Annotated in this window: 23 protein-coding genes and 3 tRNA genes; 25 read left to right on the top strand and 1 reads right to left on the bottom strand. The window is 37.5% G+C overall.

The features are described 5' to 3' along the window. Window positions 1–81: 81 nt before the first annotated feature. The 14 genes from AC4PG0_RS03925 (at window position 82) to AC4PG0_RS03860 (ending at window position 11,761) form a co-directional block, all read left to right on the top strand. Window positions 82–1,716, top strand: a complete 1,635-nt coding sequence (locus tag AC4PG0_RS03925) for a SulP family inorganic anion transporter (RefSeq protein ID WP_003771135.1) — start codon at window positions 82–84, stop codon at window positions 1,714–1,716. Window positions 1,717–1,783: 67 nt separating this feature from the next. Beyond that, window positions 1,784–3,961, top strand: coding sequence for a Tex family protein (locus AC4PG0_RS03920; protein ID WP_492167423.1), 2,178 nt, complete (start codon window positions 1,784–1,786; stop codon window positions 3,959–3,961). Further along, window positions 3,961–4,428, top strand: a complete 468-nt coding sequence (locus AC4PG0_RS03915) for a SprT family protein (protein ID WP_003761323.1) — start codon at window positions 3,961–3,963, stop codon at window positions 4,426–4,428. The genes AC4PG0_RS03920 and AC4PG0_RS03915 overlap by 1 nt, the downstream gene beginning before the upstream one ends. A gap of 130 nt (window positions 4,429–4,558) precedes the next feature. After that, a tRNA-Ser gene (locus AC4PG0_RS03910) sits at window positions 4,559–4,646 on the top strand. Between the two features lie 114 nt (window positions 4,647–4,760). Continuing rightward, entirely contained in the window at window positions 4,761–5,153 is a 393-nt protein-coding gene (locus AC4PG0_RS03905) for an iron chaperone (protein ID WP_045554583.1), read from the top strand. A gap of 141 nt (window positions 5,154–5,294) precedes the next feature. Continuing rightward, on the top strand, window positions 5,295–6,581 hold the full coding sequence (gene celB, locus AC4PG0_RS03900; protein ID WP_010990670.1) for a PTS cellobiose transporter subunit IIC: 1,287 nt from the start codon (window positions 5,295–5,297) through the stop codon (window positions 6,579–6,581). Between the two features lie 80 nt (window positions 6,582–6,661). Beyond that, entirely contained in the window at window positions 6,662–7,375 is a 714-nt protein-coding gene (locus AC4PG0_RS03895) for a GntR family transcriptional regulator (RefSeq protein WP_003761327.1), read from the top strand. A 200-nt stretch (window positions 7,376–7,575) separates the two neighbouring features. Next, a tRNA-Glu gene (locus tag AC4PG0_RS03890) sits at window positions 7,576–7,647 on the top strand. A gap of 26 nt (window positions 7,648–7,673) precedes the next feature. Further along, a tRNA-Asp gene (locus tag AC4PG0_RS03885) sits at window positions 7,674–7,746 on the top strand. Window positions 7,747–7,873: 127 nt separating this feature from the next. Next, window positions 7,874–8,254, top strand: coding sequence for an OsmC family protein (locus AC4PG0_RS03880; RefSeq protein ID WP_033533221.1), 381 nt, complete (start codon window positions 7,874–7,876; stop codon window positions 8,252–8,254). A 116-nt stretch (window positions 8,255–8,370) separates the two neighbouring features. After that, window positions 8,371–9,045, top strand: a complete 675-nt coding sequence (locus tag AC4PG0_RS03875) for a YdeI/OmpD-associated family protein (protein ID WP_187984064.1) — start codon at window positions 8,371–8,373, stop codon at window positions 9,043–9,045. A gap of 130 nt (window positions 9,046–9,175) precedes the next feature. Continuing rightward, entirely contained in the window at window positions 9,176–9,673 is a 498-nt protein-coding gene (locus tag AC4PG0_RS03870) for a tyrosine phosphatase family protein (RefSeq protein WP_003771146.1), read from the top strand. A gap of 35 nt (window positions 9,674–9,708) precedes the next feature. Then, entirely contained in the window at window positions 9,709–11,058 is a 1,350-nt protein-coding gene (gene gorA, locus AC4PG0_RS03865; protein WP_003761331.1) for a glutathione-disulfide reductase, read from the top strand. Window positions 11,059–11,086: 28 nt separating this feature from the next. Then, window positions 11,087–11,761: a histidine phosphatase family protein gene (locus AC4PG0_RS03860; protein ID WP_033533219.1), complete on the top strand. Its 675-nt coding sequence runs from the start codon at window positions 11,087–11,089 to the stop codon at window positions 11,759–11,761. 42 nt (window positions 11,762–11,803) lie between these two features. Here the strand turns inward: AC4PG0_RS03860 and AC4PG0_RS03855 are convergent, their stop codons facing one another. Beyond that, window positions 11,804–12,940: an AI-2E family transporter gene (locus tag AC4PG0_RS03855; protein ID WP_003761335.1), complete on the bottom strand. Its 1,137-nt coding sequence runs from the start codon at window positions 12,938–12,940 to the stop codon at window positions 11,804–11,806. 141 nt (window positions 12,941–13,081) lie between these two features. On the opposite strand from AC4PG0_RS03855, the gene AC4PG0_RS03850 reads away from it, so the two are divergent. From AC4PG0_RS03850 to AC4PG0_RS03800, 11 genes are all read left to right on the top strand, one after another. Continuing rightward, window positions 13,082–13,474 (top strand): GntR family transcriptional regulator, encoded by a 393-nt coding sequence (locus tag AC4PG0_RS03850; RefSeq protein ID WP_003771148.1) that lies wholly within the window; start codon window positions 13,082–13,084, stop codon window positions 13,472–13,474. A 2-nt stretch (window positions 13,475–13,476) separates the two neighbouring features. After that, the gene (locus tag AC4PG0_RS03845; protein ID WP_033533217.1) at window positions 13,477–14,580 is read left to right on the top strand and encodes a DUF1648 domain-containing protein; all 1,104 of its coding nucleotides are present in this window, start codon (window positions 13,477–13,479) and stop codon (window positions 14,578–14,580) included. A gap of 101 nt (window positions 14,581–14,681) precedes the next feature. Then, the gene (locus AC4PG0_RS03840) at window positions 14,682–15,185 is read left to right on the top strand and encodes an effector binding domain-containing protein (RefSeq protein WP_112119714.1); all 504 of its coding nucleotides are present in this window, start codon (window positions 14,682–14,684) and stop codon (window positions 15,183–15,185) included. Window positions 15,186–15,299: 114 nt separating this feature from the next. After that, window positions 15,300–16,112 carry a formate/nitrite transporter family protein gene (locus AC4PG0_RS03835; protein WP_003721480.1) on the top strand — a complete coding sequence of 271 codons (813 nt, stop codon included), beginning with the start codon at window positions 15,300–15,302 and terminating at the stop codon, window positions 16,110–16,112. Window positions 16,113–16,335: 223 nt separating this feature from the next. Continuing rightward, entirely contained in the window at window positions 16,336–17,802 is a 1,467-nt protein-coding gene (locus AC4PG0_RS03830; RefSeq protein ID WP_267667663.1) for an NAD-dependent succinate-semialdehyde dehydrogenase, read from the top strand. A gap of 142 nt (window positions 17,803–17,944) precedes the next feature. Further along, window positions 17,945–18,250 (top strand): PTS sugar transporter subunit IIB, encoded by a 306-nt coding sequence (locus tag AC4PG0_RS03825; protein ID WP_003761350.1) that lies wholly within the window; start codon window positions 17,945–17,947, stop codon window positions 18,248–18,250. A 4-nt stretch (window positions 18,251–18,254) separates the two neighbouring features. Beyond that, complete coding sequence (locus AC4PG0_RS03820) at window positions 18,255–19,523, top strand: PTS sugar transporter subunit IIC (RefSeq protein WP_045554592.1); 1,269 nt, start codon at window positions 18,255–18,257, stop codon at window positions 19,521–19,523. A gap of 14 nt (window positions 19,524–19,537) precedes the next feature. Further along, the gene (locus AC4PG0_RS03815) at window positions 19,538–19,888 is read left to right on the top strand and encodes a PTS lactose/cellobiose transporter subunit IIA (RefSeq protein WP_003761354.1); all 351 of its coding nucleotides are present in this window, start codon (window positions 19,538–19,540) and stop codon (window positions 19,886–19,888) included. Window positions 19,889–19,899: 11 nt separating this feature from the next. Next, window positions 19,900–21,351: a glycoside hydrolase family 1 protein gene (locus tag AC4PG0_RS03810; RefSeq protein ID WP_203573692.1), complete on the top strand. Its 1,452-nt coding sequence runs from the start codon at window positions 19,900–19,902 to the stop codon at window positions 21,349–21,351. 72 nt (window positions 21,352–21,423) lie between these two features. After that, a complete protein-coding gene (locus AC4PG0_RS03805; RefSeq protein WP_492167424.1) occupies window positions 21,424–23,322 on the top strand; it encodes a BglG family transcription antiterminator in 1,899 nt (632 codons plus the stop codon). Window positions 23,323–23,612: 290 nt separating this feature from the next. Next, window positions 23,613–25,184: a Vga family ABC-F type ribosomal protection protein gene (locus AC4PG0_RS03800; protein ID WP_045553442.1), complete on the top strand. Its 1,572-nt coding sequence runs from the start codon at window positions 23,613–23,615 to the stop codon at window positions 25,182–25,184. Window positions 25,185–25,225: the final 41 nt, after the last annotated feature.

The following is a 25,225-nucleotide window of genomic DNA, read 5'->3' as shown; positions in this document are numbered from 1 at the left end:
AAATCACTTAGTAAGCGTGAAGCGATATTGCTTTGCGTTTTTTCGCGCGGATTAAAATATAAATAAGAGAGAAGGAGCAAATTGAAGAAAGTTTTATCGAATAGTGTAAAAGGTTATACGTGGGCGAGATTTAGAAAAGACTTGCTTGCGGGGATTATCGTGGGCATCATTGCTTTACCACTGGGGATGTCATTTGCGATTGCTTCAGGAGTAAAGCCTGAATACGGGATTTATTCAAGTTTTGTTGCTGGTATTATTGTTTCCATTTTTGGTGGTTCTAGATTTCAAATAGCGGGGCCAACTGGGGCGTTTATTCCTGTATTACTTGGAATCGTCTTAACTTATGGTTATCAGGATTTACTTGTAGCTGGGATGATGGCTGGGGTTTTACTTTGTTTAATGGGGATTTTCAAGCTTGGAACGTTAATTAAATTTATTCCGCGCCCGGTAACTATCGGTTTTACAGCGGGAATTGCCGTAACGATTTTTATGGGGCAAGTGGGGAATTTCCTTGGATTAACTGGGATGGAAAAACATGAATCATTTATAGCAAATATGAAAGAGATCTGGCTACACTTAGATTCATGGAATTTCTATAGCGTGTTAATTTCCTGTATTTGTATGTTTGTATTATTTGTTTTTCCAAAAATTTTACCACGAATTCCAGCACCACTCATTGGTCTTGTGATTACGACCGGGATTGCCATGCTGTTTTTCAAAGACGCGCTCCCAACAATTGGATCGGCATACGGAGAAATCCCGAGTACTTTTCCACCATTCCAATTTCCTGATATGACATTTGCTAATATGAGTAAATTGATTGGCCCGGCTTTTGTTATTGCAATGCTTGGTGGGATTGAATCGCTTCTTTCGGCAGTAGTAGCTGATGGGATGACGAATACAAAACATAATAGTAATCGTGAATTAATTGGGCAGGGTATAGCAAACATCGTCACGCCAATGTTTGGTGGTATTCCAGCAACTGGTGCAATTGCAAGAACAGCGACCAATATTAATAATGGTGCCACTAGTCGTGTTTCAGGAGTAATTCATGGGATTTTTGTATTGCTTACGTTACTTGTCCTTGCACCAGTAGCTATTAATATTCCGATTGCAGCAATGGCGCCGATTTTGATGTTAGTTGCTTGGAATATGAGCGAACGAAAAACATTCCAACATATTATCAAATTAAAATCAGGCGATACTTTAGTGCTTGTTATTACCTTTTTATTAACGGTTTTTGCAAGTTTAACAGTAGCCGTTGAAGTGGGATTATTGCTTGCGGTCGTGCTCTTCGCTAAACAAATGGGCAGCTCGATGCAAATTGAAGAAATTGAACCAGAAGGCGCCGAAATAGCTCCTCATTTACATGATAAAATTAGCATATTTACGATTCGCGGGCCGCTTTTCTTTGGTGCGGCACAAATTTTTCAACAAAATATTATTAAAGCAATCCATGTGAAACCAGAATTTCTTATTTTGCGAATGGGAAAAGTGCCAATTATCGATGCTACGGCAGAAGGTTATTTCCATCAAATTGAAAAAGAATTTTCGAAGCAAGGTGGGCAAATCTTGATTACGGGCCTAACAGACAAAGCGAAAGAAAGTCTGAAAGGTAGCGGACTTTATGACCGAATTGGGGAAGAACACTTCTTTTTACACACAGAAGACGCGGTCCATTATGCGGAAAATGCTTTAAGTGAGCTTAGCAGATAGCTTTTGTCAGTTGAAACGTAATTATGTTACACTTAATAGATAATGAAATAATTGGAGGCTATCAAGTATGGAACAAATGCAAGAAAAAATAATGAAATTAGTCCAAAAATCGCTAACTTATAAACCAGCGCAAATTAATGCCGTAATTAAACTAATGGAAGAAGGCAACACTGTTCCATTTATCGCACGTTACCGTAAAGAAATGACTGGTAGCCTAGATGAAGTTGAAATTCGCGATATTGAAGAAACGTTTGAATACGTTACTAAATTAGAAAATCGTAAAGAAGAAATTATTCGCTTAATAGATGAACAAGGAAAATTAACAGATGAACTAAAAGCTGCAATTATAAAAGCTGAAAAGCATCAAGCATTAGAAGACTTATACCGCCCTTATAAACAAAAGAAACGCACCAAAGCAACCATTGCCAAAGAAAAAGGCTTAGAACCTCTAGCCGATTGGTTAATGAGCTTTCCGGGTGAAGCAAATCCACTTGAAGAAGCTGCCAAATACATCTCTGAAGAAAAAGAAGTGACGTCAGCAGAAGACGCTTTACTAGGCGCACATGAAATAATTGCCGAACAAATCAGTGATGAACCTACTTTCCGTGAATGGATTCGTAACTTCACTAGAAAATTCGGTATGATTGAATCACGAGCAAAAAACGCAGAAGCTGATGAAAAAGGCGTTTACGAAATGTACTACGAATTTAATGAAATGATTGGAAAAGTTGCTAGTCACCGGATACTTGCTTTTAATCGTGGTGAAAAAGAAGATATTTTACGCGTACAAATCCAAGTAGACACAACAAAAATCTTTCAATATCTTTTTGAAAAAGTAATCCAAAACCGTAATTCTGCAACACGAACATACGTAGAAGAAGCGATTTTAGATGCATATAAACGATTTATCGGTCCAGCAATTGAACGTGAAATTCGCGGTGAACTGACTGATAAAGCAGAAGAACAAGCAATCCATATCTTCTCCGAGAACTTGCGCAAACTGCTATTACAACCACCTTTAAAAGGAAAAATCATCCTTGGAGTTGACCCCGCTTTTAGAACAGGTTGTAAATTTTCTGTATTAGATCAAACGGGGAAAGTGCTAGAAATCGGTGTTGTTTATCCGCATACTGCTAAGGCGCGACGTCCAGAAGCAAAACAAAAGATAGCTGAGATTTTATCCACCTATCAAGTAGAAGTTATCGCGATTGGTAACGGAACAGCTTCTCGTGAAACAGAGCAATTTATCGTAGAAGTTATTCGCGAATCAAAATCAAATGCTTATTATTGTATTGTTAATGAAGCAGGCGCAAGTGTTTATTCTGCAAGTGAAACAGCTCGTGAAGAATTCCCGGATTATCAAGTAGAAGAACGTAGCGCAGTTTCCATCGGACGCCGCTTACAAGATCCATTAGCAGAACTTGTAAAAATCGATCCAAAATCAGTAGGAGTAGGACAATATCAACACGATGTTGCCCAAAAACGCTTGAATGAAACGCTAACTTTTGTCGTTGAAACAGCCGTTAACCAAGTAGGCGTCAACGTAAATACAGCATCCGCATCACTTTTACAATATGTTGCCGGTTTAAACAAAACAGTTGCAAATAACATTCGTAAATATCGCGAAGAAAATGGTTCTTTCACTTCCCGTAAAGAGTTGAAAAAAGTTCCTCGTCTCGGCGCGAAATCATATGAACAAAGTATCGGTTTCTTACGTATTTTAGAGGGCGAAAATCCGCTTGATAAAACAGCTATTCACCCTGAGAGCTATAAAGCAGCAGAGCAAATTGTAAAAGCAGCTGGTTTTGGCTTGAATGATATTGGTAGTGAGGATTTAAAAGTAGCATTACAAGCTCTTAGTATCCCAGAAGAAGCAGAAAAACTAGGCATTGGTAAAGAAACGATGCGCGACATTATTGATAACTTAATTGCCCCAGGCCGCGACCTTCGTGATGAACTACCAGCTCCACTATTAAAACAAGATGTTATTTCGATGGAAGATTTAAAACAAGGGATGGAGTTACAAGGAACTGTTCGTAACGTTGTTGACTTTGGCGCTTTTGTTGATATTGGCGTGAAACAAGACGGACTTGTGCACATTTCAAAACTAAGTAATTCCTTTGTTAAAAACCCGATGGATGTCGTTTCAGTAGGAGACGTTGTAACAGTTTGGGTTGATGAAGTAGACACGAAGAAAAATCGAATTGCTTTAACAATGCGTAATCCAGATGGAAGTGTCAAATAATGAATCAAACAGAATTGCAGCAGCACATGGAAGAAGTGTCGCTGCAATTTTTCCAAAAAGAATTCCGTCACCAAGCTGTTTTTAACACGCGTTTACGAACAACCGGCGGAAGATATTTACTCAAAAGCCACAATATCGAAATGAACCCTAAGTACTTAGAAAACTTTGGCTTAGAGTACTTTTTCGGCATTATGAAACATGAATTATGTCATTATCACCTTCATTTAGAGAAAAAAGGCTACCAACATCGCGACAAGGATTTTCGTGAATTATTAAAAAAAGTAGACGCCCCAAGGTTTTGTGCTGCGATTCCGCGTGAAATTACAATGCATGAATATACATGTAAAAGTTGCGGGAAGTCATTTTTAAGACAACGTAGATTTAATGTAAACCGTTATCGCTGTGGCAGTTGCGGCGGAAGATTAAAGCAAACTGGTTCAAAAAAAGTTTATACAGAATCCCCCTAAAAAGCCTTGCATTTTTGCTTAATTCTGCGTATACTAATGGAAGTCAGATAATTCAACAGTAGCTCCGTTGATAGCGTAATTGGCTGTTAACCGAGTGGGCGCAGGAACAAGAATCCTGCCTGTGGAGTTTGGGGAAGTACTCAAGTGGCTGAAGAGGTGCCCCTGCTAAGGGTATAGGTCGCTCACGCGGCGCGAGGGTTCAAATCCCTCCTTCTCCGTAATTAAGAAAGGTTACCTTATAAAATGTTAAGGTAACCTTTTTTGCGCGCTAAAATTGGCATTTAAGAAGAGAGTTGCTATAATAAGAAAAACGTTTCAGAAAGGAATGGACTATGGATAATAAGCTAGAATTTACAACGATTGATGAATATATTACCCAAGCGCCACCAGAAACAAAAGAAGTGTTGCAAACAATAAGAGAGACAATTCAAGCTGCTGCCCCAGAAGCAACTGAGAAAATCAGCTATCAAATGCCAACTTTTTATTTTGAAGGCAATCTAGTGCATTTTGCAGTCGCGAAAAATCATTACGGGTTTTATCCAGCGCCTAGTGGCATTTCGGCCTTTGAGAAGCAATTAGGAAAGTACAAGTATTCAAAAGGTGCGGTTCAATTTCCTATCAAAGAAGAAGTTCCTTATGAATTAATTAAAGAAATGACACTTTTCCGATTAGCAGAAAATAAACAAAAAGCAGCAGAAAAGCTAGCAAAGAAAAAGAAAAAATAAGTTTGAGGCTTTCATCAATATGATGGAAGCTTTTTTGTTTGGTCTTTTATTTTAAAAAGACTAGACATTTAAAAATAAATGAGTATAATAATAAATAGAAAACGTTTTCTTGTAGAAAAAAATACGTTTGGGGGAAGAAAAGTGAATAAATTTATGGAGTTGCTTGGGGATAAATTAATGCCTCTTGCTGCAAAGTTAGGGGAGAATCGTTACTTAACGACTTTACGAGATGCTTTTATGTTAGCGTTTCCACTGACAATGTTTGGTTCTATTGCTGTAGTTTTGATGAATCTGCCATTTTGGAGTGATGAAACGAAAGCTACTTTACAACTTTATTTAGGAAATGCCCAAAATGCGACGATGAGTATTATGACGGTTTTTGTCGTTTTTGGTATTGGTTATTCGTTATCGAAGTATTATAAAGTAGAAGCTATATATGGTGGTGCTGTTGCGCTCGCTAGTTTCTTGATTTTAACGCCATTTTTCTTTAATAGTGCCAATGGGGAATTAGTTACTGGAGCACTTTCTTTAGACAGACTTGGTGCAAAAGGTATGTTTATTGGGATGATTACTGGTTTTATTGCCGGAGAATTATATCGTTTCTTCGTGCAACGTGATTGGACGATTAAAATGCCTGATGGGGTGCCTCCAGCAGTTGCTAAATCATTTGCTGCATTAATACCAGCAGTTTTGACATTAAGTATCTTTTTAGTAATTAATATTATTGTTCAATTCTTCTTCAATACCAACTTACATGATGTCGTGTACACGGTTATTCAAAAACCGCTTGTTGGTTTAGGATCGGGAATTATACCAACTTTGATTGCACTTTTCTTTGTCCAAGTATTGTGGTTCTTCGGTTTACATGGTCAAATTATTGTAAACTCGGTAATGGACCCAATTTGGAATACGTTAATGCTTGAAAATCTGGATGCCTATAAAGCTGGGTCTCCGTTACCACATATTATTACAAAACCATTCATGGAAGTATTTACTGTCGGCATGGGTGGATCTGGGATGACACTTGCTGTAGTAATCGCGCTCGCTTTTCTAATGAAGAGCAAACAAAGCAAGGAAATCGGTCGTTTAGCGCTCGGACCTGGTATTTTTAATGTAAACGAACCGGTATTATTCGGGATGCCAATCGTATTAAATGCAACAATTTTAATTCCGTGGATACTTGCACCATTAGTTGTCACTACACTTAATTACTTTGTGATGGCTGCTGGGATTGTACCAGCTCCAACTGGGGTATCTGTACCTTGGACAGTGCCAATTATCATCAATGGAATTTTAGCAACAAACTCATGGCTCGGTGGGGCACTTCAAGTGGTGGATTTCTTCATCGTGTTAATCATCTGGTATCCATTCCTTAAACTTGTTGACCGTACGAATATAGCAAGAGAATCCGAAGCAGCTATCAAATAAGTTATGTTTTCCTTTTCGATATGCTATAATTTGATTGGAAATGGCTAGACATTTTTAATTCAAACGAAGGAGCGATCGACTTGGTTAAGTATGAACTGATTGCCGCAGAAATCCGTGAAAAAATAAACAACGGTACTTATCCACCAGAATCCATTCTTCCTGATCAAGTGAGCTTATCTAGAGCTTATGATTGTAGCAGAATGACAATAAAAAAAGCCTTTGACGTACTTGCGCTTGAAGGACTTGTTTACAGACAACGTGGTGCAGGAACTTTTGTGATGAAAAATGCCTTAGCTAATAAACAAGATGCGAGTTTGCGAGATTATGACGGTCTAACAAAAATGATGGGAGACAATCGAATCCGAAGTAAAATCATTGCATTCGATATTGCTTTCCCAGATGAAAAAACGCAAGAACAACTCTTGATTAAAGCAGACCAACCAGTGTATAAATTGATTCGTTTGCGCCTGTTAGATGGTGAGCCGTATGTATTAGAGCATACAACCATGCCAGCAGATTTAGTTCCAGGTTTAACGAGAGAGATTTTGCATCATTCTATTTATGCATACTTACAAGACACACTAGGGCTCGTTTTAAGTGGTGCATTTCGAAAAATTAATGCCGATAAGCCATCTGAATATGACCAAGAATATTTAGCGTGCGGAGAACATGATCCAGTTTTAGAAGTGGAGCAAGTAGTGTATTTAAAAGACGGTAGACCAGTCGAATATTCCCGTTCAAGACATCGCTATGATACGAGAAGTTTCATTATGGTTGATCACCGAGAAAAGTAAAATAAAGTCAGCGTGCCTTTTTATAAGCATAGCTGACTTTATTTTATACTAGCAAAAATGCATAAAAAACATGAGATGAAAAATTTGTAAATAAAATTAGAAAAAGCCGTTGACAGTGACTGAGATTATGTTATAATAAAAAAGCTGGTGTAAGAGAAATGAATTCAATTGAATATATATTCATTTTTCGTTTTTTATCTGGCCCGTTGGTCAAGCGGTTAAGACACCGCCCTTTCACGGCGGTAACACGGGTTCGAATCCCGTACGGGTCACTTTTTTATTCATTTTCTATACATATGGTTCCGTGGTGTAGGGGTTAACATGCCTGCCTGTCACGCAGGAGATCGCGGGTTCAAATCCCGTCGGGACCGCTCAAAAAGAATCCAAGTTACACTTGGATTCTTTTTTTCGTATCGGAAATTGGACATGGCTTTTTATTTGAGCTATAATCTTATTATTCATATAAGAATTGTAAGAATTAAATTGGAGGAATTAATCATGGATTTAGTGAAAAATGGGAAAGTATTAGAACTTGTACATCCAAATGGAAACTGGACATTAATTAAAGAAGAAGGTTTTTCTCCAGTTCAAATAACAGTGGCTGCGGTTGCGGCTTGTAGCGGATATGTATATCAAACATTACTTGAGAAAAAACGAATTGAGATAAATGATTTAAGCATTCATACCGATTATGAGCAAGATCAAGAAAGTGCCGTGCATGTTTTAACGAAAATTAACGTTACTTTCACAGTTGATTTAGTGGATAAAAGTAACGAAGCGAAAGCCGAAAAAGCGGTGCATTTAGTGAAAGATGCCTGCCCGGTTGCGAAAAGTTTAGACCCTTCGATTGAAATTAACGAGATTGTTGTTTTTAAATAAAAGATTAAAAGACCGGGCTCCATTGCTCGGTCTATTTTTTTACATTGAGTTTGGCTTGATTACTTGGAGGGAAGGCTATATACTGAAACCAAACTATACAAACGAGGTGCTGGAATATGGCAGAGAAGACAATAGTAGAAAAATTACAACTGACTAAGTACAAAGAAGCAGTCATCCTAAATCAACCAGATGGAGCGGATTATTTTCGAAATCTAGCGAATTACGAAGAAAAACTAACAGATAAGCAATACGATTTAATTTTTGACTTTGTTGAAACGCTAGAAGAATTAGTGTCTTTTACGAAAGACGTTATTGCTACAAATAAACTTTCCGCGAATGGTTATTTATTTTTCGCTTATCCGAAAAAAGGCAATAAAAAATTCGCTACATATGTCCACCGCGATGAACTCATGCCAGCACTTAAAACCGATGAGGAAGGTTACGTCGACGGTAGCACGCTCAAATTCACGCGAATGGTCGCACTTGATGAAACATACACGGTTGTTGGACTAAAAGAAGCAGCAAAACTAAAAGCGAAGGGCGTAAAGAAAAATAATCCTTCTGCAGATGAATATGCCGACTATGTACCTCTTGTCGCAGAATTTTTAGCAGACAAAGGCGATTTACAAGCCTTCTACAACAATTTAGCCACAGGGTACCAGCGTGTTTGGGCGCGTTATATTTACTCTGCCAAACAACCAGCCACACAAGAAAAAAGACGCGTAGAAATGGTCGATATTTTGAGCCAAGGATACAAAACAAAAGATCTTTACCGCCAAGGAAAAAAGTAACCAGATAATTTTATTTGGTTATTTTTGCGTTTGAAACTGCTTCTTTATGTAAAAGTGTGGAACCGTGATAGAATAGAGGAGGAATAAGGCGAAGGAAAATCTTGTTGCACTGGAAAAGGGGACATGCAGGATGGCGAATTATATTAACAAAGAAAGGCGCCAAATTGATTTTGATCCATTTGAATTACGGATAATTGCCGTACCAGAAGTAGTAGCGGTTCAATTTAAGCCGCGCTCAGAACATACTTTACTTATTCGTATTGCGGATGTTGGCGCAACGTATCAGCCACTCAAACACGAAGCACTTTTTGAAGCTATTTTGCCCGTTCATTTTAACGATATTAACGAAGAAGACGATTATTGGGGATTAAGTGACAAAGAGCAAGCCGAGATGAAGCTGTTTAATGAGGTTCATCGTGACTTGATTTATGATTTTGTGGATGAACATCCAGATTTCACACAAATTGTAGTCCATTGTCATGCTGGAGTCAGTCGAAGTAGCGCCGTTGCTATGGGTATTGCTGAACATTTAGGAGATACCGACACCTATGAAAAACTTCAAGTGATTAAACGTTACTTACCAAATCCGCGGGTTCTCGCGATTATGCGGGGCGAAGCGTATTTATAAAAATGAAAACGAAGAAATGTTAGGAGAGATTTTGTATGGAGAAGCATTATGATTATATTGCGATTGGTGGCGGTAGTGGCGGGATTGCTTCTATTAACCGCGCGGCAATGCACGGGGCAAAGTGTGCATTAATTGAACCAAAATTTTTAGGTGGTACTTGTGTAAATGTTGGCTGCGTTCCTAAAAAAGTAATGTGGTATGGCGCACAAATCAAAGAAGCAATGGATTTATACGCAGATGCTTATGGTTACCAAGTAGATTCAAGCTTTAACTTCCAAAAATTAGTAGAAAACCGAGAAGCTTACATTGAACGAATTCGTGGTTCCTACAAAAATGGACTTGATAACAATAAAGTTGAATGGATCAAAGGTTACGCCGAATTTGTCGATGAAAAAACGTTACGAGTGAATGGTGAATTAGTGACAGCGGATCATATTTTAATTGCGACGGGCGGCGAACCAGCACTTCCTTCCATCCCTGGCGCAGAATATGGCATTACTTCAGACGGCTTTTTTGCGTTAAAAGAGCTTCCTAAAAAAGTGGCGGTTGTCGGCGCGGGTTATATTGCTGTTGAGTTAGCCGGTGTATTACAGCAATTTGGATCAGATACGCATCTTTTTGTACGTAAACATGCTCCTCTGCGTAATTTTGACCCGATTTTAACAGATACATTGACCGAGCTTATCGAGCAATCTGACATGACTTTGCATAAACATGCCGTTCCTCAAAAAGTGGAAAAAAACTCGGATGGTAGTTTAACTATCTTTTTAGAAGATGGTCGTACGGAAACAGTGGATACTTTAATCTGGGCAATCGGACGTAAACCGGTTATTAAAGGGCTTCAAATCGAAAAAGCGGGCGTTGAACTTGTGGATAGCGGGCATATTGCGGTAGATAAATTCCAAAATACTAATGTAGACGGGATTTATGCAGTTGGCGATGTAACGGGACATTACGAATTGACTCCAGTTGCGATTGCTGCTGGTCGTCGTCTTTCAGAACGCCTTTTCAATAATAAAAAAGATGCTCATTTAACCTATGAAAATATTCCAACTGTTGTCTTTAGCCATCCAGCTATTGGTACAGTTGGCTTAACAGAACCAGAAGCTATTGAAAAATATGGCAAAGAAAATATTAAAGTATATACGTCTAGCTTTACGTCGATGTATACAGCTATTACAGACCACCGCGAGCCTTGCCGGATGAAATTGATTTGTGAAGGGAAGACTGAACGCGTAATCGGCCTGCATGGTATTGGTTACGGAGTGGATGAAATGATTCAAGGATTCGCCGTTGCTATTAACATGGGAGCAACAAAAGCTGATTTTGACAATACAGTTGCTATCCACCCAACAGGATCTGAAGAATTTGTTACAATGAAATAGAAAACAACGATGGAGGAGGAAGTACGTAATGGGAAAAAAATTATCACTTTATTTTGTAAGACATGGTCAAACATATTTAAACAAAAATCTACGTATGCAGGGCTGGGCTGATACGCCGCTTACACCAGAAGGAATTGAAGTTGTAAAAGAAAGTGGTCGCGGACTTGCCGAAACGGAATTCGTCGCAGCCTATTCAAGTGACTTACACCGTACAATCGCAACAGCAGGACACTTACTAAAAGAAAATAAACATGCATTCGGTCTAACTCTTGAACCACTAAGCGAATTTCGGGAAACATTCTTCGGTTCCTATGAAGGTGAAAAAGGCGATGTAGCTTGGAACGAAATCGCTCATCACATGGGCTACGCAAACCAAGAAGAATTATTTAAAAACGCAGATGTTCGCGAAACGATGAATGGCACGAAAGCCGCTGATCCAACTGGTGATGCAGAAGATTTTATGACATTTTGGACTCGGGTAGAACAAGGTTTCTTACATGTCATTAACCGGCACCGTGAAACAGGCGGGAACGTTCTTATTGTCGCTCACGGAAATACCATTCGCAACATTGTCCACGAACTAGAACCATCCATGGACGAATCAGTCATTCTAGACAATGCAAGCGTTACTGTTTTAGCTTATGAAAATGGTTTATTCAAATTAGAACGTTTAAACGATACTTCTCATTTTAAAAAAGCATAGAAAAAACGAGCTTTAGGAACTAGTTTCCCAAAGCTCGTTTTTTTATTCTGTCGGCGGATTAGACCCAGGTGGATTATTATCAATTGCCAGCTGGCCTCGCCTTAATTTAATTAACCGATTCACATTGACGATAATTGTTTTTACTACCGCGTAAAGTGGAACACCTAAGATCATTCCAAAAATTCCTGCTAAATTACCTGCAACAATCAAGATGATGATAATAGTGAGCGGATGAATGGATAATGATTTACCCATAATATATGGAGAAAGTAAGTTAGAGTCAATTTGTTGAACGATAGTAACGACAACAATTACGAGTAAAGCCTGAACTGGAGAAGTGAATAGCGCCACGATAACCGCGGGAGCTGCTCCAAGGAATGGTCCAAGATAAGGAATAATGTTCGTTGCACCTGCAATAAATCCAAACAGAAGCGCATATGGTTGACCAATAATTAAGTAACCAATAAAAGTAAACAAACCAACAAACATACAATCAATCGCTTGAGAACTAATATAAGTAGAAATTGTTTTGTTCATTTCTTTAATAATTTGTTTCGCTTCAGTACGAATGCCTGCTGGGAAAAATTTGCCAGAAGACTCAACGAATTTATGACCATCTTTAAACATATAAAAGACGATAAATGGAACTGTTACAAGAATCATAACAAAACCAGAAACAAACGAGATAATCGCGCCAAAACTAGAAGCTACCCCATCAACTACCACAGACATAATTTTCGGTAAGGAAATGTTGAGTTTCGAAAGTTCTTGTTTCATATCAATATCTTTTAATGCAGAATTATTTGAGAGACTTTGTAGCCATTTTTCAAAATCTTGCCAGTAACCTGGTATTGCTTTTGCAAGTTCGGCTACTTGGTCAGCAAGTGTTGGACCGAGTTGCATTACAGCTAGAACAACAAGCGCGATAAACGCGATAAAAATCAAAATAACACTTAAAAGTCGCGGAACTTTTCTCTTTTCTAAAAATAAAACTAGCGGATTGAATAAATAGAATAAAAATCCTGCTACTAGAATAGGCATAAATAAAGTGGAAACGATTATACCGATTGGTGAAAATATGTACTTCATCTGCAACAGAATAAATAAAACTGCCACAACTGCTAAAATTTCAATAGTCCAAAAAAACAATTTACTATCCCTAAAACGTGAAAATTTCAAATGATCCCCTTCTTTCTATAAACCTTATTGTTAAATTTTATAGTACCATTAACTGCTTTAAATAGCCACTGAATTTATGATGTTGACTTAAAAATATATGTGTTATACAATGTGTATAACAGTTAGAGAAGAGGTGTTTGTATGTTACTCGCGATTGACTTACAATCAGACGAGCCGATTTATACACAAATATGTAATCAAATTATTGAAGGCATGGCAAAACGGGAACTTTTACCGGGAGATAAACTTCCTTCCGTGCGAAGTCTTGGTGCGGATATTGGTATTAATTTTCATACCGTAAATAAAGCATACCAAATCTTAAAGCAAGAAGGATTTATTCAAATACACCGCCAAAAAGGAGTAGTTATACATCCAGATGGCGTGGCAAAAGCAGATCAACTATTTTTCACTAAGCTGCAAACAAAACTAAGACCATTAATTGCAGAATCGATTGTGCGTAGCGTGAGTGAGGAAGAGTGGCTAGAAATTAGTAAAGCTATTTTTAACGAAATAAAAGGGCGGGGAGTGGAGTAGTTATGGAAATCATCATTTATATTTTTGTCAGTATTGCTATTATTTCCCTGCAAGCAATTACGCCATTTGTAATACGTAAATCTGAATGTTTCGGGGTAAATGTGGGCGAACGCGCTAATCGAAATGCAGAACTAACCCAACTTAAAAAACAATATGTTGGTCAAGTGATTTTATGGACTGTATTGGTTGCTATCATTGGAATTGCATTAATTCAAGGTTTCCATTGGAGTGAAAACATTCAAGCGGGAATCTTTATCATATCCATGTTTGGTCAATTAATTGTTTCTTTCATTATTTACTATCGTTTTCATCACACAACATTACAGTGGAAAAGAGAAAAGATCGAGTCTGGCGAAATTTCAACCAACTCTATTATCATGGTAGATACTAGTTTTCATCGCAGGAAAATGGTTATTTCGTATACTTGGTTTGTAGTACCATTACTTATTTTTATTATCACACTTGCCATTACAGCAGTGTTCTATCCAATTGCACCAGAAGCATTCCCAGTTCATTTTGATATGAATGGAGTCGTGACTGACACCGTTCAAAAATCGGTGAGAGCTGCTTTACTTTTACCAATGCTACAATTAGGGATGATTGCTTTATTTATATTTATTAATTTCGTTATTGCGAGAAGCAAACAAACGGTAGAAAACGAAAATCCAGCAGATTCATTAAAACGGAATATGCTGTTTAGACAAATTTCTAGTAAAGCAATGTTGATTATGTGCGTTATTCTGGTTATTGATTTTCTCGTAATGCAAGTAGTTATTTTACTTTCACTCTCGCCTGAAATTATGATGATTACCATGAGTATTTCTATCATCTTAATATTACTTGGAACAGTACTCCTTGCTGTAAAAGTAGGACAAGGTGGAAGTAGATTAAAATTTGCTAACGAACCAGATAATGTGAATAAACCAATTCGTGATGATGATGCGTTTTGGAAAGCTGGAGTAATCTATTTTAACAGGAATGATCCTGCTTTATTTGTTGAAAAACGTTTTGGCATTGGCTGGACGATCAACACTGCTCGTCCTGTTGCATGGCTCACTTTTGTTTTTATTATTGCAGCGATAGTTTTCATTAGTATCTTGTTTTAAGTAAAGTTTAGTAGGGTATTTATCATGTGTTATGCGGATAAAAAATTAAAATCATCTATGAATCTTCTGCCGTAATATTCTTTTTAAAAGGAGTGTTAATCATGGCGATTAGACAAGGACGATTAGAAGAATGGGAAGGTTTCACGGGGATTGCGCTTGTTCACGAAGGACTAAAAACAGAAGCATTTCATACCGGAATTAAAACAGCTTTTAAAGAAATGCTCAAACTTGCGCAAGAATTAGATGATTTTTCAGAACTAAAAGAGGTCTATGGTATTTCCGTCCATAATATAGAAGATGGTATAACGCATTACGCTGTCATCCCAGTTGAGCAAAAGTACGCTCATTTAAAAGAACCACTTGAATGGATTGAAGTTCCAGCACATACTTATTTTGTAGCGGAACATATAGCAGAGACCGATATACTAGAAAGTTACGAGGAAATAGCTCGAGCAATACAGGAAAAAGAGTACAAACCGTATATTACTGCAAACAATCCTGTTTTTGATCCATTACCATTTAAATTAGAAATATATGCAAAAAATGGTGAAGAAAGTGCGGATATTGAAATTAGGATACCCGTTGTAAAAGAACTCCATACGTAAAACGCGAGCCCGGGACTTTTGTGCCGGGCTTTTTTATACTAGCAAGCTGTTTTTGATTATGCTATAATAAGAACGCAATTTTGTGATTATTTTAACAAGAAGGAAGGGATTCATGTGGGATATTATAGCCCGCAGGAAGTAACAGAGATTACGATTGAAAAAGGGACGCAAAAAGCAAATTCGAGTACATTAACGCTCGTTTTACTAGGCTTTTTGGGTGGCGCCTTTATTTCTCTTGGTTACTTATTATACATACGCGCAGTAGGAACAATGCCTCACGAATGGGGCAGTTTTGCAACGCTTATTGGTGCGAGCCTTTTTCCAGTTGGGCTTGTGTGCATTTTACTCGGTGGAGGAGAATTAATCACTGGCAACATGATGGCGGTAGCGATTGCTTGGTATGACAAAAAGATTTCCTTCCAACAATTACTTAGAAACTGGGCGATTGTGTCCGTCATGAACTTAGTCGGCGCCTTTTTCGTCGCATACTTCTTCGGGCATTTCGTTGGCTTAACAGAAGGAGATTTTTTACCCAAAACACTTGCAACAGCTGGAGCAAAAATTAACGATCCTTTCTGGGTTGCTTTCGTTTCAGGTATCGGGTGTAACTGGTTTGTTGGAATTGCTGTGTGGCTTTGTTACGCGGCTAAAGACTTTGCTGGAAAAATCCTCGGTATTTGGTTCCCCGTCATGGCTTTTGTAGCTATCGGATTTCAGCACGTTGTCGCCAATATGTTTATTATCCCAGCCGCAATTTTCGCTGGATACTATTCATGGGCAGATTTTATTTGGAACGTCATCCCAGTATACCTCGGAAACGTAGTCGGCGGAGCAGTTTTTGTCAGCCTTTTCTATTTCCTTGCATATAAGAAAAACGCACCGAAAAAAGTAAAAGAAGAAATACATCAACCAATTGAAGAAAATTAATTATAAAAAGCTAGTTGCACCCGTTGCAGCTAGTTTTTTTTGAAAAAAATTAAAGTTTTTTAGAAAGTCGCTCGTGCCCATCATGCTGGGATAGAGCAAGTTTTCTTATAAGCCATTTTCTGGGTTTAAGAAGAAAATCCTGATTAAATTTTTCGATTTGTGGAAAACACTATTATAAGCAACGATAGATTCGGACAGAAAAATTTACTAAGGAGTGGTATTTTTGAGTATTAAAGAAACAAGCTTACCAAAAGTTCAAACCAAATTATTTATTAATGGAAAATGGATAGATGGCGATAATAAAGAAACAAAAGATATTGTAAATCCAGCAAACGGCGAAGTCATCGCGAAAATTGCTCAAGCAGGACCTAAAGAAACAAAACAAGCGATTAAAGCTGCAAAAGATGCTTTTCCTGATTGGGCGAAAATGGAACTAGCTGACCGCGTTAAACTCTTGCATAATATTGCTGATTTAATGGAAGAACGAGCAGATACTTTAGCAAAAATTATGACCTTAGAACAAGGTAAACCACTAAAAGAATCAAAAGGAGAAGTCTTAACCGGCGCGGAAAACTTCCGATTCGCGGCTGAAGAAGCAAGAAGACTATACGGTGAAACAATCCCAGCTCCAAACAACCATGCGTTTATCGTTAAAAAACAACCAATTGGCGTAGTAGCAGCAATTACTCCGTGGAATTTCCCGGGTGGAATGGTGACACGAAAACTCGCACCAGCGCTAGCTACAGGTAATACTATCGTGTTAAAACCATCTGGAGATACCCCGCTTTCGGCTTTAGCTATCTTTGAAATTTTTGAAGAAGCTGGCTTACCAAAAGGCGTTGCTAATATCGTCATGGGAAGCTCGAAAGAAATTGGTGAAACTTTAACAGATAGTGATGATGTCCGCAAATTAACGTTTACAGGCTCGACAAAAGTCGGCCAAACACTATTCAAACAATCTGCTGACACCTTGAAGAAAATCTCGCTTGAGCTTGGGGGGCACGCACCATTTATCGTATTTGCGGATGCTAACCTTGAAGCTGCAGTAGATGATTTAATCGCAGCAAAATTCCGTAACAATGGTCAAGTATGTGTATCACCAAATCGCATATTTGTCGCAAAAGAAATCAAAGAAAAATTCACTAAAACATTAGTCGCTAAAGTAGAAAAACTAAAAGTCGGTAACGGTTTAGACGACGTAAATGTTGGTCCGCTTATTCGCGAAGATGCCATCGACAAAATCGACAAACAACTTAAAAACGCGACAGATAAAGGCGCCAAAGTCCTAACTGGTGGCGAACGTTTAACTGGTTCTGACTACGACAAAGGTAATTTCTATAAACCAACTGTTTTAGATAACGTCACTCGTGAAATGGACATCTTTTATGAAGAAACATTCGGTCCCGTAATTCCACTTATCGTTTTTGAAAATGAAGATGAAGCAATTGAAATGGCGAATGATAGCGAATTCGGTCTAGCATCTTATTTCTATACAAAAGATTTAGCACGCGTTGAAAAAGTCGGTGCAGCTCTAGAGTATGGTATGGTTGGTGCAAACGAAATCGCCATATCCAATCCAGAAACTCCATTTGGTGGTGTGAAACATTCAGGATTTGGCCGCGAAAATGGTCATTATGGAATGGAAGAATACATCCAAGTGAAATTCATTAACTTAAAATATCGTGATTAAATTAAACGAGTATGGAACTCCTTCGCATCAAGCGAAGGGGTTCTTTTTTACGTACTTTCCTACCAGTAGGAAAAAAGTATATTTGTAAGCGGATTCAGTCATTTATATAATAAAAGTAAGTTAAGGAAAGGGAGGATACAAAATGAAAAACATTTTACTCATTTGTGGGTCAGGAGCTTCAAGTGGATTTATGGCCGCAGCAATTAGAAAAGCCGCAAAAAAACGCGGAGAAAAAGTAACCGTGAAAGCAGCTAGTGAGTCTCAAATTGATGAAAGAATAAACGAAATCGACTATTTACTCATCGGACCACATTTAGCCTATATGTTAGATGATTTAAAGCAAAAAGTAGCTGATAAAGATGTTTTAGTATCAGTCATTCCACAAGCAACATACGGCACACTTAATGGCGAAAAAGCACTTGATCTCATTTTAAATATGGAGGGATAAAACGATGAACAACAAAGTGATGGATTTTATGACAAATAAATTTGCTCCAAAAGTAAATAAAGTTGTTAAAAATCCTTGGGTATCAGCAATTCAAGATGCAATTATGTCTGCGCTTCCGCTCGTTTTTGTCGGTTCTTTAGTAACCATCGTTTCACTTCTTAAAAATTTATTTCCAGGTATGCCTGATTTTTCAATGATAAGTAATTTTTCGTTTGGGATGTTCGGTTTAGTTGTAGCATTTTTAATCCCGTATTATCTGATGGAGAAAAAAGGGAATAGCAGTCAAAAACTAATTTCTGGAGCTACTGGACTTGTATTATTTTTAATGTTACTATTTCCGACTATTTCAGCAAACGGAGACGCAGTTTTCATTTTATCTAGATTTGGGGCAACAGGAATGTTCTTGTCGATTACAACGGGACTATTTGTTGGTTGTGTAATGAATTTTGCAGCGAAACGTTCGCTGTTCAGTGAAGATACGCCAATACCTGATTTCGTTGTCGGTTGGTTTAACAGTTTACTACCAATTACTTTTATTTTAATCGTTGGTTGGTTAATTACAGTTCAATTTAATATCGATTTCTTTGAAGTTATTGTGGCTGTGTTTAGCCCACTCGCATCGATTGTACAATCTTATCCGGGCTTTGTGCTTTCGGTTTTCATTCCCGCTTTTCTTTATACTTTCGGGATTTCTGGGTGGGTAATGATGCCAGCGATTTATCCTGTTTATATGGCAGGACTCGCAGAAAACTCACAAGCCGTAGCAAATGGCGCAAGTGCATCAAACATCGCAACACAAGAAACAGTTTACGCTTTAATTTCAATCGGCGGGGTGGGGACAACCTTATCACTTTCGATTATGATGCTGATTTTAAGTAAATCTTTACAGCTAAAAGCAATCGGAAAAGCAGTTATTGTTCCGTCAATTTTTAACATCAATGAACCATTATTCTTCGGAGCACCAATTGCCTTCAATCCATACTTAATGATTCCAACGTGGATTAATGCTTTCTTAGTTCCAAGCATCGCCTATTTCGTTATGTCGATGAACTTAGTGAGTATCCCCGCGCAATCATTCTTGCTATGGTACATGCCTTACCCAGTAACATCTTATCTCGCAACACAAGACTTCCGCGCGGTTATTGCTTGTCTAGCGATTATCGTCATCACATGGCTCGTCTATCTGCCATTCTTTAAAGCATACGATAACTCTTTACTAAAACAAGAAAAACTAGATGCAGTAGAAGCAGAGAAAGAAATGGTAACAAATTGATTGGAGGAACTAAAATGTCAGAGCAAGACTATGTTGAAGAAACAGATAGTTTAAATGAACTATCCATGAATATTTTAATCCATGCAGGAAACGCAAGAAATGATTTAGTAAAAGGTCTCAACCATTTAGAAGAATTAGAATTTAACGAAGCCGAGGAATTAATCGCCTCTGCCAAAAAAGAAATTGTCATTGCGCATAGTCTGCAAACAGATACATTACAACTAGAAGCTTCAGGCAACCAAATCCGCTATTCAACTCTATTCTGTCATGCCCAAGATACTCTAATGACAGCAAAAAGTGAAATACTAATCGGCGAACATATGCTACGTTTATTCAAAAAAATGACCGAACTTACGAAAAAATAGGAGGTACAAGTATGTTTGAAAATTATCAGTTTCCAAAAGACTTCTTATGGGGTGGAGCTATCGCAGCCAACCAAGCAGAAGGTGCATTTAAAGTAGATGGAAAAGGAATTAGTTTAGCAGATTTACACAAATATCATAAAGGTAAAACAAACGATGAAATTAGCGAAGAACAACATAAAGGCGTAAGTTTAGCTGATATTAAAGCAAGTATAGAAGATAAAGTAAACTATTATCCGAAACGCCACGGTATTGATTTTTACCATACTTATCCAGAAGATTTAGCTCTTCTTGCTGAAATGGGTTTTAAAACATTTCGAACTTCGATTGACTGGACTCGAATTTTCCCAACTGGAGAAGAAGAGGAACCGAATGAAGCAGGTTTAAATTATTACGATCAATTAATCGACAAAATAATCGAACTTGGTATGGAACCAATTATTACCATTTTGCATTATGAAACTCCAGTAGAAATTGTCTTAAACCATGGTGGATGGCATAATCGAAAAGTTATCGATTTATTTGAAAAATACGGCAAAACCGTCCTTGATCGTTACAATAAAAAAGTGAAATATTGGATTGTTATTAACCAAATTAATTTAATCCAATTTGAACCATTCAACTCCACTGCCATTCCATATGATGCTGTTGATGATTACTTATCAGCAACGTATCAAGCAGTTCATAATCAATTTGTCGCTAGTGCGAAAATTTATGAATACGGCAAAGCGCTAAATCCAGATTTAATGATTGGTACGATGCTGGCAGATTGCACAGCGTATCCATACTCATGTGATCCAGACGATATTGTGCTTGCAATGAAACGTAATCGGATGGAATATTTCTTCGCAGACGTGCAGTTCCAGGGAGAATATCCACAATATGCGCTTAATTATTTTGCTGAAAATAATATTACAATTGAAATCACAGAAGAAGATAAAGCTATTTTACAAAAAAACACGATGGATTATCTAGCAATTTCCTATTATTATTCGCAAATGGTCGATTCCAAGAAAAATGATTTGGATCCCGCTTCGATTACCCCAAATCCGCACTTAAAAGCAAATCCGTGGGGCTGGGCTGTGGATCCGAAAGGGCTATATAATGCTCTGTCACAATACTGGGATAGATACCATAAACCAATCATTATTGCAGAAAATGGCTTCGGAATGTACGACGAATTAGACAATGGCGAAATCCATGATGATTACCGCATTGATTATTTATCTGCCCATTTAAAAGAAATGAAACGCGCGATGTATGACGGGGTAGAAGTGATCGCATATTGTGCATGGGGCCCAATAGACATCGTTAGTTGTTCTTCCGCGCAAATGGAAAAAAGATACGGTTTCATCTACGTTGATTTAGACAACGAAGGGAACGGTACAGGCAAAAGAATTAAAAAAGACAGCTTTTCATGGTATAAAAAAGTAATAGAGTCTAATGGGGAAGACCTAGAAGTTTAATGTAACAGAAGCGCCAGTTGTGGTAGTTGATAGCTAAAACAACTGGCTTTCGATATATAGGGGGTAACAGGAATGGATACTCAAAAAGAAATACTAGCTTATTTGTATAAACAAGAAGACAAGTGGGTTACCTCAAATGAGTTAGCAGATTTTTGCGAGTGTACAACAAGAACCATTCGCAATAATATCTACAAAATAAATGAAGCAACGCCAAATTTAATTAATTCAACCAAACAAGGGTATCAAATTAACCGAGCGATTCACTTCGATTTTCAAGCAGAAAGCGACGTTTCAGAACGAAAATCTAAATTATTACTAGAATTAATTAAAAACTCCACCAAAGGCGTCGATTTATTTGATCTCGCAGATATTCTTTTTATTTCAGAAGTCACTTTAAAAAAAGATATTCAACAATTAAAAAACGAACTGAAAGAAGCAAACGTACAGATTGGCATTGATAAAAATCGAATTAAACTTGTCGGAAAAGAACGCGCCAAAAGAAAGTATATGATTTCCTTATTGTATGAAGAAGGCGGCTACCGTGAAAGCATCAAAGGGCACATCCAAGAAATGCTAGAAATAGTTTCGATTGATAAACTCCAAAGTATCGTAAAAGAAGTTCTAGCAGAAGAAGCTATTACAACTAATCAATATTCGATGATGAATATTGTGTTGCATTACGCCATCAGTATCGTCCGGATCCAACAAGGTAATACGCTCATCGAAACGCAAAAAACGCTTATTAGAAAACACTCTAAAGAATATGAAATCTCAAAAAAAATAGCCGGAATCCTCTCAGAAGAATACCAAATACATTTTTCAGAAGCAGAAACAAAGCAACTTGGCCTTCTTTATGTTGGGCTTCAAAACGAGCAAGCAGCCAATGCCAACCAAGCTGAATTAGAACAATTTGTCGATAAAAAAATCATTGAAGCACTTAAAATAGTACTCACCAATGTGGAAGAAATGTACCTCATTGATCTTCAAAACGAGCAACTTTTTATTAAACTTGCCATCCATGTACAAAGCTTATATTACCGTTCGCGTTACAAAGCTTATACAAGAAATTTAAGTTTACTTGATATTAAAACCTCTTATCCAGTAACCTTTGACATCGCAGTTTACATTTCCTCTTTACTACAAGAAAAACTAGCAATTGACTTTAACGAAGACGAAATATCTTTTATCGCGCTACATATCGGTTCTTTTTTAGAAAGCGAAAATCGTGATTATATCAAACTAGAAATCGGTATTCTTGTTGACGACTACCATGATTTAAAAACCAATATGCTAAAAAAACTACGCACCTTATTTGAAAACGATGCGACAATAGAAGTCATTGAAAATGAGAGATGCGATGAACAATACGATATTATTTTAACGACAAACCGAGATACCGCTCTCGAAAAAGCAGGTTCCATTTTTATTCACCCATTACTCACAGCGAAAGACATTAAAAAAATTACAAGCAGAATCCATACCAAGAAAAAAATGCTTGAAAACAACCTACTTGGACAACAAATTGACCGCTATATCGTCCCGTCACTCTATTCTAATCAAATCGACCCCTCAGAACTCACCCCTCAAAAAATAAGAGAACAAATGGTGTCTAAAATGGAAAAGGCGGCTTTTGTAAAACCAGATTTTAAAGAAAAAGTTGAAAAAAGAGAACAAATGGCACCAACCAGTTTCCCGTCAGGCATTGCGATACCCCATTCAATCAAAAACGATGCCATTCGCAGTGGCGTTTCGATGATGACGCTCCAAGAACCGATTTATTGGAACGACGTCAAAGTAAAAATGATTGCCCTCGTCGCCATCAGCAAAAAAGATGCCAACGAATTTAACGATTTCTTTGAAAAATTTGTGGAAATTGTTTCTGAACCAATCAACGCCAAACGCTTATCGATGACAGAAAGTTTCACAGAGTTCATCCAAAAACTAAAAATGATGGTGGAAGAAAGTGAATAAATGGTCACAAATTAAGCCGTGTAATTTAAGCTGCACGGCTTTTTTAGCTTGAAGGATTTACTAAATTGAGCTATAATGAAAACATCAAACGAAAAGGAGTGTTATCTTAAGCCAATGAAATTCTAATCCTGTATTATATGAAAAAATGAAGAAAGCTATCCAATTCTTGGGTAGAAACTATTTTTTCGGACGGGATTCGTATGTTCATTTCGCATGATAACTCTAGCTATAGCCTTTTTTGGCGTAGTTTCGCGGATTCCTCTCTGAAAATATTCAGGAGGTTATTTTTTATGTCAATAATCGAAATAAACCAATTAAAAATAGAAATAGGGGACAGAACTTTAGTAGAAATCCCTCACCTGTTAGTAGATAAAAAAGCAAGAATCGGCATCATCGGTCAAAACGGCTTAGGAAAAACAACGCTCATGGAAGTAATCGCTGGCGTTAAAGAAGCCACATCAGGAAACATTACTTCATACGGAAAACTCGCTTATATCAAACAACTTCACACTGATAAAAGCACACAAAGCGGCGGGGAAAAAACAAGAAAAGCAATTCAACATGCTATGCGCCAAAATCCAAGCATACTTTTAGCAGACGAACCGACGAGCAACCTAGATGTCGAAAGCGTCAAACATTTAGAACGGCAGTGGAGCGATTTTCACGGTGCCCTAATGATTATTTCCCATGATCGCGCCTTTTTAGATGCACTTTGCACAGAAATATGGGAAATTAAAAATCAAGGAATCCATGTCTACAAAGGAAACTATCACGCTTATTTAGAACAAAAAAAACTACAAGAAAACCAAGCAGAACTTGCCTACAAAGAATTTAAAAACAAAAAGAAACAACTACAAGCATCACAAAACCATCACGAAATTGAAGCGGGACGAATTGTAAAACCAGGAAAACGACTAAATAACAAAGAAGCAAGCGCCTTTAAAGCTGGAAAAGGCACACAACAAAAGAAACAACATAGTACAATTAAAGCGCTAGAAAAACGGATTGAACGGCTTGGCAATGTCGAAAAACCACGCACTACAAAGCCAATTAAAATCGTCACACCCGATAATCGACTAATAAAAAAAGGCAGTACGATATTAAGCGCAAAAGAAGCAACCTTCGAAATTGCAGGAAAAACACTGTTTGAAGCAAAAGCATTCTCGATTAAAGCAGGAGATAAAGTAGCGCTTATCGGTGAAAATGCTAGCGGTAAAACCACTTTTTTAAGAGAAATTATCCAAGAAAATCCAACTATTACTTGTAACAATCAAGCTAAAATCGCTTATTTTGATCAAGAATTAAAAGGGTTAGATTTAGCGAAGACGCTCATAGAAAACATCACAGATAGGAGCGTTCAAACACAACAAGTAAACAGAGATGTGCTTGGAAGTATGCATTTTAAAGAAAGTGATTTGCATAAAGAAGTCGGGATGCTTTCTGGTGGAGAACGAGTGAAATTACTTCTTAGTATGCTTCTTGTTAGTGATGCGAACTTCCTGATACTCGATGAACCGACCAACTATTTGGACATCTATGCAATGGAAGCTCTGGAAATGCTCATAAAACAATTTACCGGAACAGTGTTATTTGTTTCTCATGATAGAACGTTTGTAAATCAAGTTGCAGAAGAATTACTCGTGATTGAAAACAACCAAATGACTTTCCACAGAATGACCTTCTCAGAATACGAAGAAAGTAAAGCCCCAAGTCGTGTAACAGAAGAGGATAAATTGATTTTAGAAATGCGAATGTCAGAAATTGCTGCGAAACTTATGCAACCGAATTTAAAACCAGCAGAAAAGGCAATTCTCGAACAAGATTATCAAGAAATTATCACAAAAAGACAACAATTTAGTTAGATTGTTGTCTTTTTATTCGTGCAAAATAAAAAATATAGTCA

It is taken from the genome of Listeria sp. MAN/IMW/UF464 (assembly GCF_058683955.1).
Note: the sequence above shows the minus strand (reverse complement) of the source record. Positions and strands in the feature narration are given on the sequence as shown.